The following is a 15,675-nucleotide window of genomic DNA, read 5'->3' as shown; positions in this document are numbered from 1 at the left end:
CCCTAACGGCCACCGAGAAAACCTTCACCAGATAAGTATTTTTACTCAAGTCTCTGGAGGGGGACAGCTTATGTGACAGTTGAGGGTGCGGAATGTGGGATATTACGAGCGATCCTCTCCCATCTAGAGGGATAACGAATATATTCTTGTAGTTGACCGATCCCTTCCACGCTAAAAGCCAGTTCCACCGATAAAAACTGTTTGAGCATTTCCGAAAGACGACGATTATAGACAGTGCCATTGGTGCTGATGTAAAGCGAGATGTGTCCTGCGTGATCAGTGTCGATTAGTTTTTTGAGAATAGCTGGAAACATGGGATGGATTAATGGTTCACCCCCAGCAAATAGAAGCAAATTCAAACTCTCCGGATGAGCCAATATTTCCTCAAAAACCAGCTTTTCATTGGAAGACCACTGGGTATTTTCGGGTATACGGCTTAAAATCTCTCTCTCTTGTCCCTTATCGCTCTTTTTCTGGCTGACAATCCGCAAGTTATCGATATCGATACAGGGTTGTAAACCCCAACTACAGATTTGTTCTCCTTGATAATTGCTGAGTAAGGATTGCGGCTGCAATAGGTGCAGAAAATGTAGGGATAATTCTAAGCTAGAGATGGCTTCCTCAGTGGGAGCGAGTTCGATCGCTATTTGCCACTGACCGTCTGATAATAATTGTCGGGCTATTGCTCGTTTTCCTGCCATTACTGATAAATAACAGGGTTGATGACAATTTTTCCAGCCAGAAATTTCAATTAAATCGATGGCCGCTCCGTTGGCGGGTAAGGAAATGGTGACTTTTCCCCTTTTTACTGGACGGGTTAACTTTTCGCCACGCCGAGTTAGTTCGCCCAAACCTGTATATTTGACTTCATCGAGGTAAACGGGTAAAAGTATCTCCGCACGGATTCGATCGCCAAACCATTGTGCTTGTATGGGATCGGCCGCAATCTGGGAGCTAAACATCGGCGAACACATTCGACATTTTAAATTACAAAGATTACCTAGCCACAGGTGCAAGGCCGAGGGCGGTGGTGCTTTGCCCCCCTCACGAACAATCGCCGTCGCCTTGTCCAAGATGCCCTCTTCTCCTGAAACCCGCCACAGTTGTTCAGCTTGGGTATTCATAATCTGGCGAAGGCTAGTCCCACCATCGGCTTCCGTGCTATAACATTGGCTACAGTCGGGGATTTTTTCCCCAGCCAGCATTTGGCTTCGCACCGAGCGCAGATAGTCGGAATTCCAAATCTGCTCGCAGGTAGCCCAGTGTAACGACAGACAACGCCCCTCTGACATCGGATTGAGATCGGTGCGACAACACAATTGCGCTTTCCCATCATTAACAATGGTCATCTGGGAGAAAGGGAGGATACAAAAGGTTTTTGGTAGCATCGGAAAAGGAGTGGGGAATTTTTCGAGTCGGGAGTGATCACTGATTACTGATTACTGATTCTAGCCCTTGAGGGTCAAGGCGACGCGAGCGAGGGCTTTTTCTAGGGCGCAGATGACCATTTGTATATCGTCCTGGGTGTGGCGATAGCAGAGGTTAAAAGTGCCATAGGTGCATACTTTTTGGCGTGCCAGTTCATAATTCATCAGATTACGACAATAATCGCCAGAAAAGCCGTTAATTTCCCAAAATTTTAGCTCTGGGCGACAATCATGTCCCACTAAGGCGGACTCGATTCCACGGGTTCGACAAATTTCGCCATAGGCGGTTTTTAAAATACGACCTTTTGCTGCTAAGTCTTGACAGACTTGACGATCGCTAATCTCATTAATCGTTTTGATCGCCGCCACGATTGAAACCGCTTCTAGGCTAAAAGTCAGACCGTAGTTAATCGATGACATTTGTTGTAGCCACTGCTCACGACCTACTAACACCGAGAGAGGTAGACCATTAGCGATCGCCTTGCCATAACAGGCCAGATCGGGTACAATCCCCCAAAACTCTTGGGCTCCACCAATGGCCACCCGGAAACCAGAGACCACTTCATCAAAAATCAACAGCGCCCCTTCTTTTTGAACGATTGCTTGAATAGTTAACATAGTTTCTCGATCGGGAATTGGCCAAGCCATCGGATCGATAATCAGGCAGGCAATCTCCCCAGGATGCTCGACAAAAGCCCGTTGAACGCCCTCCACCTCTAACACATCAAGACTAATAATTTGCCCGTAATGGCTACTCGGCACCCCCGGACATTGAATCGAGGCCATGTACCAATCCTGAACACCATGATAACCTCGATGCAGCACTTTAACCCGTCCCGTCACCGAACGAGCTAGTCGAACGGCCGCTGCCGTTGCATCGGAGCCATTTTTAACTAAGTGCATGGTTTCGGCACAGGGGATCAAGCGAGTCAGCAGCTCGTAGAGGTTTTGCCATTCCGGACCGACCATACCAAGGTTAGAGTATTTGAACATCTGTTCGGCCACAGCCCGCGCTACCCGTTGGTAGCCATGACCAAGAATATTGGAACCCCAACCAGACACCATATCGATGTAATCAATGTTATTAATATCTACCAGATGCCCGTCATAACCGTGGGCAAGACGTTGGGGAAAACAGTGAGCTAAAATTTCCTCACTGGTCATCGGTTCTTGGCAGAGGGGCGACTCTTGACTATTTATTTCTTCCTGTTCCAGATTGTCTGCGAACAGTTCCTCAAAACGTCCATCCCGCGGTTTGCCCTGATCGATCGATTCCCATAGCCATTGGTTAATCCCTTTGGCTGATAATTTTGAGGCTATGGCCGCCGCATTTTGGCGCATCTGTTGGCAATTTTTCGGGTCTCTTAGCTGCTCTAGAGCCTGTCTTAAACTTTCCCCTTGATAATCACAGACAACTCCTAGATGAAATCGTCGGATAAATTGAGCTGCCGATGTGGTTTCCTGGCCCAAAACAATTATCGGGATATTCGCCGTAGCCACCGCAAAAATCATTCGCCACAATCGAGGGTTATGATCGCCTTCTGCTAAGGCACCCGTCGGCAGCACTAAATAGGCATAGTTTCTTAATATCTGTACCAGTTTTTCTTCTGGCAACAGACCACAGAGATGAATGCCTCGATTTTTAATTAGTTCTGAATGCTCCTCTTGCTGACGGTATTGATTGTCTTGATACCAATCTACCGTGCCATTGTACCAATCGAGTTCGATTCCCGCTGCCTTGATCGTGTTACATAATAAATCAAAGCATTGCTGACTGGAAATACTGCCAATCAAAGCTCCTACATTGGCCGACCGGGAGTTAAGATTGGCTAATTGGGGAGTCGGGGAAATTAACTGCTCCGATACCAATGCGGGCAGTAACGAAAACTCCAATTGATATTTGGCTTCGTAGGCTGCTCGCAATTCGGGATGGGTGACTAGCCGTAGGGAACATTTACCTAAAAATTCCCCCATCAATTGATCGGGAATATTATTCACGCAAATATTTTGATCGTCCATAATGTAAGCGGCCAAGGGAACTTGATACAAGTCTTGCAGTACGATCGCTGTGATTAAATCCTCGGCCAGGTAAGGAACACAAAGAAGGCGCGTCACCTTATATTCATGGAAAATTCTGACGGCATGGACAGTGTTTTTCACTGCTTCTGGTCTTGACAAACCAGGATTAGATAGACAAAGAGCGATTGCCCCCAAGTCCTGTTCTCCCCCATACAAATCCACAGAACGAATCGACAGAATATTGGCAGTGTCAGCAACTATTTTTTTGACTAATGCACCTGTACCATGGTGTTGATTGACTTCACAGGTGGTAATAACGATACTGGCATCAGTCATCTTTGGTTGGCTGAAACGGTACTTAGAGCCAAAGTCGCAACCGGCAGCGATGAGACGATCATAAAGTCTAGGACAGGCGACGGCGAGGGATTGTCCTCTTGATCGATCGATATCGTTGGTATAGCGAATAAATGCGTCTTGTAAAACGGCTAATTCCCTCGGTTCGGGGCGTGGTCGTTGTAAAGCGGCGATTATTGTTTCTATGTGCCATCGATTATCTTCATCACACTCTTGCTCTAAGTATTGCTGCCAATCCTGTCGAGCTTCATCAATGACCAGTTGCGGCAGCATATCTAGGGATAAAAACCTTGGCTCCCAAATGAGATTGTTTAAGATGTATCTCAGACCCTGTTCTTGACACCAACGCACCAGCTCTAAAATGCCGAAGATATTATAAGCTTGGGCAGTGGGACGAACAGATAAGGGAATATGGTCTTTCTGGAAGGATAATATATTACGCGAGATCATTTCCCACCGAGAAGGCGTTCGGATATATTCCTGTAACTGACCGACTCCCTCCACACTAAAAGCCAGTTCTACGGATAAAAACTGACGCAGCATTTCCGAAAGACGACGATTATAGACAGTGCCGTTCGTGTTGATGTATAGCGAGATGTGTTGGGCGTGATCGGTTTCTATCAATTTCTTGAGAATAGTGGCAAAAGCGGGCTGGATAAACGGCTCTCCTCCCGTAAAGTTGATATGCTGGAGGCTTTCTGGATGGGCTAAGATTTCCTCAAAAACCAGCTTTTCATTGGAAGACCAATGGGGATTTTCAGGAATACGGCTTAAAAATTCCTTTGGTTGTCTCTTTCCGCTCTGTGGTTTGCTGACAATCCTCAAGTTATCGATATCAATACCCAGCGGAGAACCCCAACGATAGATATTTAGTTTCGCTGTGCGAGTGCTGGTTAAGGGCGGAAGGTAAAATACGGGCAGAAAATGCAGGGAGAATTCAAGGCGAGAACTAGGATTCCAGACCAGATCGGGTTTGACGACCACTCGCCATTCACCACTTCCAGCTAATAATTGTTGGCCCAACAGTTGGTCTTCTGTCATGACCAATAAGTGATACAGTTGCTTGCTCTGTTTCTGACCAGAGATTTCGATAAAATCCACTGGTTCTCCCTTAGCGGTCAGGGAAATCGTCACTTTTTGTGAGATTACTGGTCGGGTCAACTTTTCACCCTGCTTGTTCAGTTCACCGAAACCAGTGTATTCTACGCCCTTGAGGTAGACTGGCAGCAGCGTTTCTGAGCGCGGACGATCATCAAACCATTGCGCTTGTACGGGATCGCCAGCGATCTGGGAACTAAACATCGGCGAACACATCCGACATTTTAAATTGCAAAGATTGCCCAGCCACAGATGTAAGGCTGAGGGAGGTGGTGCTTGCCCCCCACGCTCATCAACGATCGCCGCTGCCCATTCCATTATCTGCTCCTCCCCGGCAACCGGAATCCTCTGACTAGGGTAACGGTTCATCACTTGACGAATGCTTGTACTGCCTTCAGCTTCAAGGGCATAACATTTGGCACAGCTGGCTATCTTCTCTCCTGCTAGCATTTGCCGCCGCAGCTGACGAAAATACTCGGAATTCCAAATATCTTCTAAAGAAGACTGATGCAAGGAGAGAATTCGTCCTTCTGATACCAGATTAGTTCCATGATTCAGACTGCATAATTTCACCTTGCCATCGTTAGTAATCATGGCTTGGCAGAAAGGTAGAATACAAAATGTTTTGGGGAGCATATAGTAGTTATCTTAATGGTGAGGTACAAAGTTTTTCTTTTGGGGAGTCGGTCGTCGATACCCAATTAGGTCGCACCTGATCTTGAGGAGAAACGCTGTACTTAAAATCTAAAGTAAATTGGCAGCCCAAACAAGAGAATATTTTTAAAATTTAATAATTTTTATTTTCTCAACCGGTTACGCTCATGATGAAACTGCTTGAAAATGAGCGGCTAAAACTGGATGATGGTCATAGTACGTTCTGATCTCATCATAGTTAGAAATAAGTTCTTTGATTGTACCATTGGTTCTCTTGTCGAACATCATGGGAATAGCGAGCGGCTCGACCCCCAGATGAACTTGCAAGTTTTGGATAGTTTGCTCCCAATTGGCTATCATCTCCTCGTAATTAACCACCATCTTGGCCTGATCCTGAAATAGATTGACAAAAAATTCTTCCGCAGCGCAATAATAATTGTAAAACCAGTCGAAGTACCAGAGGGGATATTCTAAAGAGAGGGAAGGTGGCTTAGTTTCTTGGCCAGGGACGTACCAAATATAGGATTTTTCATTGGGAACAAACCAGATATTAGTTGCCATGGCAATCCGAAAACTCACAGCCGCCTCGACAATATTTCTCCTTAAAATAATGATTCTTAAATCCCGCATCGATCTTAAATGATCCCAGACGGGAGACTGTCGCTCAAGTTGATCGTACATAATTTTAGTACCGTCAAAAACTCGAAAAAATTCCCTCGATAACAAACTTAAATCAAATCGCTCACCATCGAGATTCTTCTGAGGGTTGAGGTAGGTTTCCTGTTCACCGTAAAGCTGATTAAAAGTCTCTTGGCGCCAATGAACCCAAGGATCATCTCCCTCTAGTTCTGGATTAAATAATTCCATTCCTTGACGCAGATGCGGATGAGCTCCTAGAGCTGTAATCAGAAGTGTTGAACCAGTTCTTGGATAGCAAAGAATAATAAATTTCATCGTTTTCATCAAGCATTTTTGGGGGCTACGGTTCCAAAATTCGGGCCAGTCAAAGACTAAACCCGAACTTGACCGAGTTTTTTAATCCTCTAAACTAATCTTGACCGGATTAACTTTCCAAATCTCTTGACAATATTCCCAGATTGTGCGATCGCTAGAGAATTTGGCCATACGAACCGAGTTGAGAATCGACATCCGCGTCCACTTGTCCCGATCGCGATAAGCTTCACTTACCTGTTCCTGACAATCAGCGTAGGATTGATAATCAGCTAAAAGCATATACTGGTCATCGTAGAGGAGAGAATCAACGATCGGCCTGAATAATTCTGGGTCACCATGGCTAAAATAACCACTCTTAATTCGATCGATCACTCCCTTCAATTCGCGATTATTTTTGTAATAGCTCATCGGTTCATAACCGTGGGCCTTTTTAGCATAAACTTCTTCTGCTGTCAAGCCAAAAAGGAAGAAATTTTCTGCCCCTGCTTCCTCGCGAATTTCGATATTAGCGCCGTCCAGAGTCCCAATGGTGAGGGAGCCATTCATGGCAAACTTCATGTTACCAGTTCCGGAAGCTTCCTTACCCGCCGTAGAAATCTGTTCGGACAGATCCGCCGCCGGATAGATGCGTTGACCCAAAGAAACGTTAAAGTTAGGCAGGAAAACCAATTTTAAACGACCTCTGACATCAGGATCCTTATTAACAATTTCAGCTACAGCATTAGTTAACTTAATAATTAACTTAGCCATAAAGTAACCGGGGGCTGCCTTACCACCAAAGATAAAAGTGCGCGGCACGATATCGATCTGAGGGTTCTGTTTAATGCGATTATAAAGGGCGATAATGTGCAGAACTGCCAGATGTTGGCGTTTGTATTCGTGAATCCGTTTTACCTGCACATCGAAAATCGAATTAACATCCACCTCAATATTGCGGGTTTTCAGCATATAAGCCGCTAAATCGGCCTTATTCGCCTGTTTAATTTCATACCAACGCTGACGAAATTCAGGATCATCAAGGTATTGTTCCAGTTTTCGCAATTCCTTCAGGTCTTTTAACCAATTATCGCCGATTTTTTCGGTAAATAGTGCCGATAATTGGGGGTTGCTCAATAAAATCCACCGGCGCGGGGTGACACCATTGGTTTTATTGTAGAATTTTTCTGGCCAGAGCATGGCAAACTCTTTCAGGGTGTCTTTTTGCAGTAACTCGGTGTGTAAAGCCGCAACTCCGTTAATCGAGTGACTACCCACACAGGCTAAATTAGCCATGCGAATTTGTTTATTACCCCAACCAGCTTCTTCAACTATCGACAATTTGCCCAATAATTCCTCGTTATCGGGAAACCAAGTCCGCACATCGTCGAGGAAAAAGTGATTGATCAGGTAGATAATTTCTAGATGTCGGGGCAGCAATTTCCCGAGCAGATCCGCCGACCAACGTTCTAGGGCTTCCGGCAATAGGGTATGATTGGTATAAGCGAAGGTTTTTTGGGTAATTGTCCAAGCTTTTGACCATTCTAAGCCGTTTTCATCCACTAACAAACGCATTAACTCAGCGATCGCAATGGCGGGGTGAGTGTCGTTCAGTTGAATAGCGGCGGTTTCGTGGAAATTTTGCAGATTTTTGTGGCTTTTTAGGTGAATGCGAATTAAATCTTGCAGGGAAGCGGCCACAAAAAAGTATTGTTGGGCCAGACGTAATTCGCGACCGGCGGGGGTGTTATCGTTGGGATAAAGGACTTTAGAAATGGTTTCCGCGTCCATTTTTTCAGCCACGGATTGATCGTATAACCCGGCGTTAAAAGCCTCAAAATTAAACGATTCACTCGCTTCTGCTTTCCAGAGACGCAAAGCGTTCACCGTGTTGGTTTTGTAACCCGGGACGGGGGTATCGTGGGGAATGGCTAAAACCCGACGTTCCGGCAGCCATTGGACCCGTTCCTGTCCCTTATCATCGTGATAGATTTCCGTCCGGCCTCCCAGTTTTACTTCCACACTTTCATCGGGACGGGGTAATTCCCAAGGATTGCCGAAGCGTAGCCAGTTATCGGGGATTTCCACCTGCCAACCGTTTTGGATCATTTGATGGAAAATGCCAAATTCGTAGCGGATACCGTAACCGATGGCGGGAATTTCTAGGGAAGCGAGGGAATCGAGGAAACAAGCCGCTAAACGCCCTAAACCGCCGTTTCCGAGGCCGGGATCCGGTTCCTGTTCGATAATTTCCTCAAAATCAAGACCTAATTCCTCGATCATCTCTTTGATTAGGTCGTAAATACCCAAATTAGCGAGATTATTGCCTAAATACCGCCCCATGAGGAATTCGGCGGAGAAATAGCAGACGAGTTTAACTTTTTCTTGTTTGTAGGTGTCGGTGGATTTCAGAAAACGACGCAGGAGGCGATCGCGAACGGTGTAGGCAAGGGCGACATAGTAATTGTAGGGACTGGCATCGGTGCGGTTAACCCCTTGCAAATAAAATAGATTGTCCAGAAAAGCCCGTTTTAGGGTTTCGGGACTCATGCCCGTGCGATCATCTTCAATTAAAGTGGGGCATTGAAGTGCTTCAGGCCCATCAGCTAGGGTATAGGTTGTCTCCATGGGTTTTTGTTGTCCATATATTCGGGAGTCGATCGCCGATCAGACCTGATGACGATATCCTTTATAGTTTACTTGTTACCTTTTGGAGAGACTCAGACATTTAGATTTCTATTGGTTTTGAGAGGAGCAGCGATCGCAATTGCCGACAAAAAAGGGTGAACCCTGTCCACCCTCCCACAATTATTCACAAAAAAAGCTTAATAGCGTTTTTTTCTGTCACCACCACCACCACCATTGAAGGGCGCGCGCTCTTCACGATCGCGGGCCTCGTTAACTTTAATTGATCGCCCCATCCATTCAGCACCATCCAGGGCGGCAATTGCGGCGCCTTCCTGGCCTTTATTTTCCATTTCCACGAAGGCAAAACCGCGTTTGCGGCCTGTCTCCCGATCCACGGGAATATGAACCCTTTTAACCTCGCCGTACTCTCTAAAGACATCGACCAGAGCTTCTTGGGAAATCTCGTAAGAGAGATTACCAACAAAAATAGACATAATACTTGAATCCTCGAACAATACTCGAAACGGTGTGGAGACACAAAATTCAGGGAGAAGCCGAACAATACTAAAGTAAAAAACTTACCGGATTAATACTGGAAACGAACTTGAACACCAATCTTGACTCTCGCCTCGATCATAACACAGAAAGAGTTGATCGCCGATCAGAATCTGATGGCGATATCCCTTATAGTTTAGGCTCTTCGGGACTTGGTATGGTTCGATATGGGGGCATAAATCGACTAAATCCTTATCTGGCAAGAGATTTAATTGATTAGTTCGCTCTAGATCGCAAACAATTGACAAAAATCGCGGTAATGTCTGTCTCTATAAGGGTTTCATTCCTTATAACCCCCATCCATTGCATAACACAAACCGAAGAGCCATAGTTTACTTGGGGTTTGCTGAATAACTGGACTTCCCCCATACATAAATACTAGAAAATTAACAAAACCCTTACTGCAGGTCGCTTCTAAGAAAAAATTGAAAAGAGGCTACTGGGTACATTTTTCACTTGAAAATGACTGTACCGTTGACTGTATCTGGAGTAGAGCGATTCCGTAGAGTTGGCTGTATAGTGATCGCTAACCTGATTTTAACAGATAGTGTCATTAATCTCTAGAGTAAGGGATTCGCTCTGTAGCCATGTTTTTGCTGGTTTTCTGCCCCGAAACAAGCTATAATGGTCTAAAGGTCAAATTTGAAAATTTTTGCCTCAAACCCTATCTGCGTAAGAACTTCAGGATTTTGTGTCCAGTAGTTCATTGGTATTGTATGGCTTGAACTCAGGCTCTGTAAGACTTTTAGCCATAGCTAGTATTTTTATACGGGGGAAGTCCAGGAATAAATCTAAAAACCTTGTTAGATAAGGTTTTTAGATTTTTTTTCCCTCAAAAAGTGCTGACCATTGGAGTGATCGGGGGTAAAATTCCGGGACTTTTTCCCTGAAAATTAGGTAACTGACCACTTGAAAATGGGTAAAACCCTACACCCCACACCCCACACCCCACACCCTACCCCCACGAAAAACTTTTTGCCGCAAACCCTACTTGTTACCTTTTGGAGAGACTCAGACATTTAGATTTCTATTGGTTTTGAGAGGAGCAGCGATCGCAATTGCCGACAAAAAAGGGTGAACCCTGTCCACCCTCCCACAATTATTCACAAAAAAAGCTTAATAGCGTTTTTTTCTGTCACCACCACCACCATTGAAGGGCGCGCGCTCTTCACGATCGCGGGCCTCGTTAACTTTAATTGATCGCCCCATCCAGTCAGCACCATCTAGTGCCTCAATTGCGGCGGCTTCCTGGGCTTTACTTTCCATTTCCACGAAGGCGAAACCGCGTTTGCGCTGTGTCTCTTTGTCAACGGGAATATGAACCCTTTTAACGTCGCCGTACTCTCTAAAGACATCGACCAGATCCTCTTGGGAAATCTCGTAAGAGAGATTACCAACAAAAATAGACATAATACTTGAATCCTCGAACAATACTCGAAACGGTGTGGAGACACAAAATTCAGGGAGAAGCCGAACAATACTAAAGTAAAAGACTTACCGAATTAATACTGAAAACGAACTTGAACACTAATCTTGACTCTCCCCCTGATCATAACATAGAAAGATTGGAGTTAATGTTAACTTTTATTCTCTAGGGAAAGAGACCGTTTTGGCTATCGGTGGCTACTCCCTCAACCGCCAGCTTTTTTCTCCCGACGAAATAACCAAATCATCAGGGCCACCACACCGATTTGTAGGGCAAAATTGGGTAAAGCGGTGGCTACGTCCCTGCCTGCCGCTAATTGGGCCAGAAAAACCACCGCACCAATAAAACCGGAAGCACCTAAACCGAGATAGATAAACTGCCGCAGACCTCGGTAGGGATTAGCCGCTTCCTCTTTCAAGCGCGCGTATTTTTGGGGATCAAGTCGAGGGGATTTGCTCATAAAAAAATTTTTCTAGCTCTGTATCTATTGTCCGTGATATAATCGGGAACTGGCAATGTGCCGATGTAGCTCAGTGGTAGAGTAGTTGATTCGTAATCAATTGGTCGTGGGTTCAAATCCCATCATCGGCTTGGGGTTTTACCTCCCGGAAGTTGACTAAGAAATACTGGTACAGTGGTTAAATGCGTTGGTTTTGTGGCGGCTATGGCAAAACCCCCTAATGCCTTTGCTGGGGATTTGCGGCTCTCTTGGGTTTGGTGGGTAAAATCTATTCTCAGATACATTCCCACTGGCGAGCGAATGGAACGAACCACAAAGACACAAAGGACACAAAGATTGATCGGTCTTATATAAGTTAAACTTATCACACCAAGAGTAAGAGAGCCGATTTACTTCAATAAGCCATTTTAGCAGCCAACAAGAGGTAAAAGAGTTAATTCCTCTAACCGATCGCTCCCTATTTTGGGCGAAATCTTTGGGAAAAAATCAGCTAGTTACTAAAGAAAAGGTTGAATGATTTTTGCGATCGCTTGACGTTGGCAATCGTCATATCCCCAGCGTTCCAGAAAGGCTTGATATTCTCCTTGTCCTGTGTTTAAACTGGTGGCTAATTGTTGTAATTTTTCCCCCAAGGACTGCGATAATAACTGCTTAATTAGTTGACCAGTTTTTTCTTGGACTTTCTCAGAACCTTGGGCGTTTTCTTCGTCTCCTTGACTGCGATGATAGATGACCATTGCCGTGGACATAGCCAGATTTTTGACTAATAATTCATTCACTAATATCGGGGAAGTTTTTAAAGCAGTGATTACTTCTAAACTAGGATGTTCCGTATAGGGTAAATCGCTGGTTAAATAAGTAACAAAAAATCCTCTAGCTCCATTTTCTGTGGAGAATAACTCAGTAATTTTCTGAGTTATTGTATCGGTATCTAAAAACTCAATTTGACTTAGTAAATCTTGAGTTTGTTGGATGGCATTTTCAAAAGTTATACTCATATCCATACCTAGCCTTCTGTAAAGTTTAAGAGAAAAATACTAAGCATCTAAAGCATTTAACCAATTAGTTAAATCCTCCCCTGTTGAAAAATCAAATAAAGCTTCTCCCACTCGTTCTAGATCATCAATATTCAAGGTCATAATCCGACTCTCTAGAGCCACATCAATAGCTCCTAACTTACGTTTAATCAGACGAATAATTAGATTTCTTTCTCTTGCTAAACCCTGTTCTAAACCCTGTTCTAAACCCTGTTCTAAACCCTGTTCTAAACCCTGTTCTAAACCCTGTTCTAAACCGCGGCGCATCCAACTGGTGGTAATCTGCATAACTCCCTCCTGTTCGGGTTGAATAAATGTGCTAATCTCCTGTTGAAATTCTATAACTTTTGCTCTATCCTGAGCGACATCAGTAAGTTTCTCAGTGATTGTCTTGATATCTAAAAACTCAATTTGACTTAGTAAATCTTGAGTTTGTTGGATAGCATTTTCAAAAGTTATACCCATAACATCAATAGCCTTCTGTAAAGTTTAAGAGAAAAATACTAAGCATCTAAAGCATTTAACCAATTAGTTAAATCCTCCACTGTCGAAAAATCCAATAAAGCTTCCCCCACTCGTTCTAGATCGTCAATAGTCAAGGTCATAATCCGACTCTCTAGAGCCACATCAATAGCTCCTAACTTACGTTTAATCAGACGAATAATTAGATTTCTTTCTCTTGCTAAACCCTGTTCTAAACCCTGTTCTAAACCCTGTTCTAAACCCTGTTCTAAACCCTGTTCTAAACCCCGTTCTAAACCCTGTTCTAAACCCTGTTCTAAACCCTGTTCTAAACCGCGGCGCATCCAACTGGTGGTAATCTGCATAACTCCCTCCTGTTCGGGTTGAATAAATGTGCTAATCTCCTGTTGAAATTCTATCTCCTCGGACGAGTTGAGATTGAGATAGGTATCGACAAAGCCTGAAATCAATTGCATTCTAGCGGCATCTAATCTTAATGTTACCAATAATCTTAGACATTGTGCCTTAACTTTTGCTCTATCGCGAGGGGCAATTTTCATCTTGGCCATCAAAGCGGCGGCGACGGGATTAGCTTGATTGAGAAAATCTCGCCAATTCAAGCGATTTAACTGGACAACTTGATAGTTAAATTCTAACACTTTTAAGTCAGGAAACTCAATTTTATATTGACGAATTGCTTCTTTTTGTGGACGATCATAGGAGAATATGACAATGGGATAAACTGGTAAGGCAAATTTTTGATGCAGACGAGCGAAATAAGTAAACATTCGCCGATTAAATTCCGGTTGAGAGCTAGACTGTGCTTCTAGATGAATTAAGAAAAATGATGATTGTCCTCGAAATTGAACTTGGGCGACTAAATCACTTTCATACTTTTCTCCTTCCGTGACATCGGTAAAGACTTCTTTGTCTAAAAATGTAATCTGATTAGGCTCTAAATAATTGATAATCTCAGGAAAAAACAACTGAATAAATTCAACAAAAAAAGTCGCAATTAATTCCTTAAATAAACGATCATGGTCAATAACATTATTCATACCTAATAATTATAAACGAGGAATCCTTCAGCTTATCTTCATAACTTTTTGTAGTAATTATCAAGGATTTTCCAATGACCAGCGCTAGAAGACAAAGAAATTAAATCCTCGATATTGCCTTCCATAGTAGCACAAATTTGAGCGAGGGGTAATAGCAAATCCTATAGTAAGACGAGTAAGGACGAGGAGATAAAATGCCCAAGAAAGCGTACTTATCCGAACATCTAAGTTCAGAGGAACCGAAAGATAAATACAGAACCAGTCAAGACTCAGTGGCAACAAGAAGATGGCACTGGTTAGGTAAAATATTTTGAGGATGGACAATCAAAAAGGCGACAGTAGCTGTCGGATTAGATTATCAATATCTAATCAATTAGGAGAAGAAGGAGTTAAAAATATCAAGAAAAAGAGTCAGGAACATCCGAGAGGAAAAGAACCTTTATTGAAGGAAGAACAATTCCAAAAATTAAAATTGAATAAATTCAGGGAAATTTACGGTAATTTTGCCGGTTAAATCAATTCCCTGCTATCTCCATCCCAAATTACTGCTAGTACAAAAAGTCGATCAACTTTTAAATTATCGATTGAGAATAGAAATAATTTCAATGATTTTGAGGAGTTTTTTCCTGAATTATAGGACGTAGTTGTTGCACCAGTTCCTTAGAGCGTATTATTCTTGCTTCTGGTAATAAATGCTCATGGGTATCGCCAAATAAACTAGAATCTGTTTGCAGATTAAGAGTTTTTGGATTGTAGATTAAAGGTACTATATTAGACAATTCTTCAATAGTTTTTTTAACATTTTTGACAGTGGTTTCATCGGTCTTAGCATAAACCCAAGAGAGAGAAACTACTAAATCAGCACCTTTAGCTTTTAACTCCTCTTGAAATTGAGCGATGCGTTTGAGGGAGTGTTGCGAAACAGGTCGATCAAATGTTCTAGCCCACCATTTACCTGTACGATGTTTGACTACGGTAGGATCTCCTTTTTCTGTGATTGGATCTGATAAATAACCCCTAGCTTTTCCTGTTTGTATAACATCAACAGCAGTTTTTACTATAGTGCGTAAACTAGGAACTCCCATTAACCAAGTCTCGGAAACTAATTGTTCTAAGGGTATATTTCCTAAACCCGGTTTTCCAATAGCAACACTAAAGGGAACCGAACCAAATAAACCATCACCATAACCAATACCATCATCATCCAGTAACATTAAATATTCAGGAATAAGAACCACTATATCCCCCGGACGTACCTGCTCTAAAATAATTGGGCAAATGACATTTAATCCCAAATCTCCCTGTAAACCAAAGTTAAAAACTGGGATTTTTAGCTCCTGTTCTAGGAATTGAGAGTTAATACTATAATTTACCCCGACCCCCCCGCAAAAATTATTCGTCTCGGTGCATCTATCTGCGTGGCAAAAGATACTTTTTGTTCGTACATTTGTAGGAGCCACTTTAATTCACCACCGTAGTGTACGTTATAAAAAAAACCCAAAGACCAAGCCACACCAACGGTAGCTAACCAAGGCCAAAAAGTCAACATTTTCTTCATAAGTTTAGC

General features: G+C 43.4%; 10 protein-coding genes, 1 tRNA gene and 2 pseudogenes. 2 read left to right on the top strand and 11 right to left on the bottom strand.

Annotated elements, in window-relative coordinates; genetic code table 11:
• Window positions 1–68: 68 nt before the first annotated feature.
• From VL20_RS18820 to VL20_RS18790, 7 genes are all read right to left on the bottom strand, one after another.
• The gene (locus VL20_RS18820) at window positions 69–1,388 is read right to left on the bottom strand and encodes a radical SAM protein (protein WP_249264968.1); all 1,320 of its coding nucleotides are present in this window, start codon (window positions 1,386–1,388) and stop codon (window positions 69–71) included.
• Window positions 1,389–1,448: 60 nt separating this feature from the next.
• On the bottom strand, window positions 1,449–5,534 hold the full coding sequence (locus VL20_RS18815; RefSeq protein ID WP_052277427.1) for a twitch domain-containing radical SAM protein: 4,086 nt from the start codon (window positions 5,532–5,534) through the stop codon (window positions 1,449–1,451).
• A gap of 183 nt (window positions 5,535–5,717) precedes the next feature.
• Window positions 5,718–6,506: a sulfotransferase gene (locus tag VL20_RS18810; protein ID WP_052277426.1), complete on the bottom strand. Its 789-nt coding sequence runs from the start codon at window positions 6,504–6,506 to the stop codon at window positions 5,718–5,720.
• A gap of 81 nt (window positions 6,507–6,587) precedes the next feature.
• Window positions 6,588–9,110, bottom strand: coding sequence for a glycogen/starch/alpha-glucan phosphorylase (locus VL20_RS18805; protein WP_052277425.1), 2,523 nt, complete (start codon window positions 9,108–9,110; stop codon window positions 6,588–6,590).
• Between the two features lie 197 nt (window positions 9,111–9,307).
• Window positions 9,308–9,604, bottom strand: a complete 297-nt coding sequence (locus tag VL20_RS18800) for an RNA recognition motif domain-containing protein (RefSeq protein WP_002759177.1) — start codon at window positions 9,602–9,604, stop codon at window positions 9,308–9,310.
• Between the two features lie 1,177 nt (window positions 9,605–10,781).
• Window positions 10,782–11,075 carry an RNA recognition motif domain-containing protein gene (locus VL20_RS18795; RefSeq protein ID WP_052277424.1) on the bottom strand — a complete coding sequence of 98 codons (294 nt, stop codon included), beginning with the start codon at window positions 11,073–11,075 and terminating at the stop codon, window positions 10,782–10,784.
• A 221-nt stretch (window positions 11,076–11,296) separates the two neighbouring features.
• On the bottom strand, window positions 11,297–11,551 hold the full coding sequence (locus tag VL20_RS18790) for a DUF3493 domain-containing protein (RefSeq protein WP_002751490.1): 255 nt from the start codon (window positions 11,549–11,551) through the stop codon (window positions 11,297–11,299).
• 59 nt (window positions 11,552–11,610) lie between these two features.
• On the opposite strand from VL20_RS18790, the gene VL20_RS18785 reads away from it, so the two are divergent.
• Window positions 11,611–11,682: transfer RNA gene (locus VL20_RS18785), tRNA-Thr, on the top strand.
• 366 nt (window positions 11,683–12,048) lie between these two features.
• Here the strand turns inward: VL20_RS18785 and VL20_RS18780 are convergent.
• The 3 genes and pseudogenes from VL20_RS18780 to VL20_RS18770 form a co-directional block, all read right to left on the bottom strand.
• On the bottom strand, window positions 12,049–12,549 hold the full coding sequence (locus VL20_RS18780; RefSeq protein ID WP_052278512.1) for a hypothetical protein: 501 nt from the start codon (window positions 12,547–12,549) through the stop codon (window positions 12,049–12,051).
• 39 nt (window positions 12,550–12,588) lie between these two features.
• A pseudogene (locus VL20_RS18775) lies at window positions 12,589–12,930 on the bottom strand (DUF4351 domain-containing protein); the annotation flags it as partial.
• A gap of 161 nt (window positions 12,931–13,091) precedes the next feature.
• Window positions 13,092–14,108, bottom strand: coding sequence for a DUF4351 domain-containing protein (locus VL20_RS18770; protein ID WP_052277422.1), 1,017 nt, complete (start codon window positions 14,106–14,108; stop codon window positions 13,092–13,094).
• Window positions 14,109–14,424: 316 nt separating this feature from the next.
• Between VL20_RS18770 and VL20_RS33020 the strand changes: the two genes are divergently transcribed.
• Entirely contained in the window at window positions 14,425–14,622 is a 198-nt protein-coding gene (locus VL20_RS33020; protein ID WP_249264922.1) for a hypothetical protein, read from the top strand.
• 63 nt (window positions 14,623–14,685) lie between these two features.
• On the opposite strand, the pseudogene VL20_RS18760 reads toward VL20_RS33020, so the two are convergent.
• Window positions 14,686–15,666: pseudogene (locus VL20_RS18760) on the bottom strand (hypothetical protein).
• Window positions 15,667–15,675 lie beyond the last annotated feature (9 nt).

It is taken from the genome of Microcystis panniformis FACHB-1757, assembly GCF_001264245.1.
Taxonomy (GTDB): Bacteria; Cyanobacteriota; Cyanobacteriia; order Cyanobacteriales; family Microcystaceae; genus Microcystis; species Microcystis panniformis.
The sequence above is the reverse complement of the archived record's forward strand: the minus strand, read 5'-3'. Positions and strand labels throughout refer to the sequence as shown.

Bases quoted from the DNA above. Each gene is read 5' to 3' on its own strand.
- VL20_RS18820 (WP_249264968.1), bottom strand. From the start codon at position 1,388: ATGCTACCAAAAACCTTTTGTATCCTCCCTTTCTCCCAGATGACCATT.
- VL20_RS18815 (WP_052277427.1), bottom strand. From the start codon at position 5,534: ATGCTCCCCAAAACATTTTGTATTCTACCTTTCTGCCAAGCCATGATT.
- VL20_RS18810 (WP_052277426.1), bottom strand. From the start codon at position 6,506: ATGAAATTTATTATTCTTTGCTATCCAAGAACTGGTTCAACACTTCTG.
- VL20_RS18805 (WP_052277425.1), bottom strand. From the start codon at position 9,110: ATGGAGACAACCTATACCCTAGCTGATGGGCCTGAAGCACTTCAATGC.
- VL20_RS18800 (WP_002759177.1), bottom strand. From the start codon at position 9,604: ATGTCTATTTTTGTTGGTAATCTCTCTTACGAGATTTCCCAAGAAGCT.
- VL20_RS18795 (WP_052277424.1), bottom strand. From the start codon at position 11,075: ATGTCTATTTTTGTTGGTAATCTCTCTTACGAGATTTCCCAAGAGGAT.
- VL20_RS18790 (WP_002751490.1), bottom strand. From the start codon at position 11,551: ATGAGCAAATCCCCTCGACTTGATCCCCAAAAATACGCGCGCTTGAAA.
- VL20_RS18780 (WP_052278512.1), bottom strand. From the start codon at position 12,549: ATGAGTATAACTTTTGAAAATGCCATCCAACAAACTCAAGATTTACTA.
- VL20_RS18770 (WP_052277422.1), bottom strand. From the start codon at position 14,108: ATGAATAATGTTATTGACCATGATCGTTTATTTAAGGAATTAATTGCG.
- VL20_RS33020 (WP_249264922.1), top strand. From the start codon at position 14,425: ATGGACAATCAAAAAGGCGACAGTAGCTGTCGGATTAGATTATCAATA.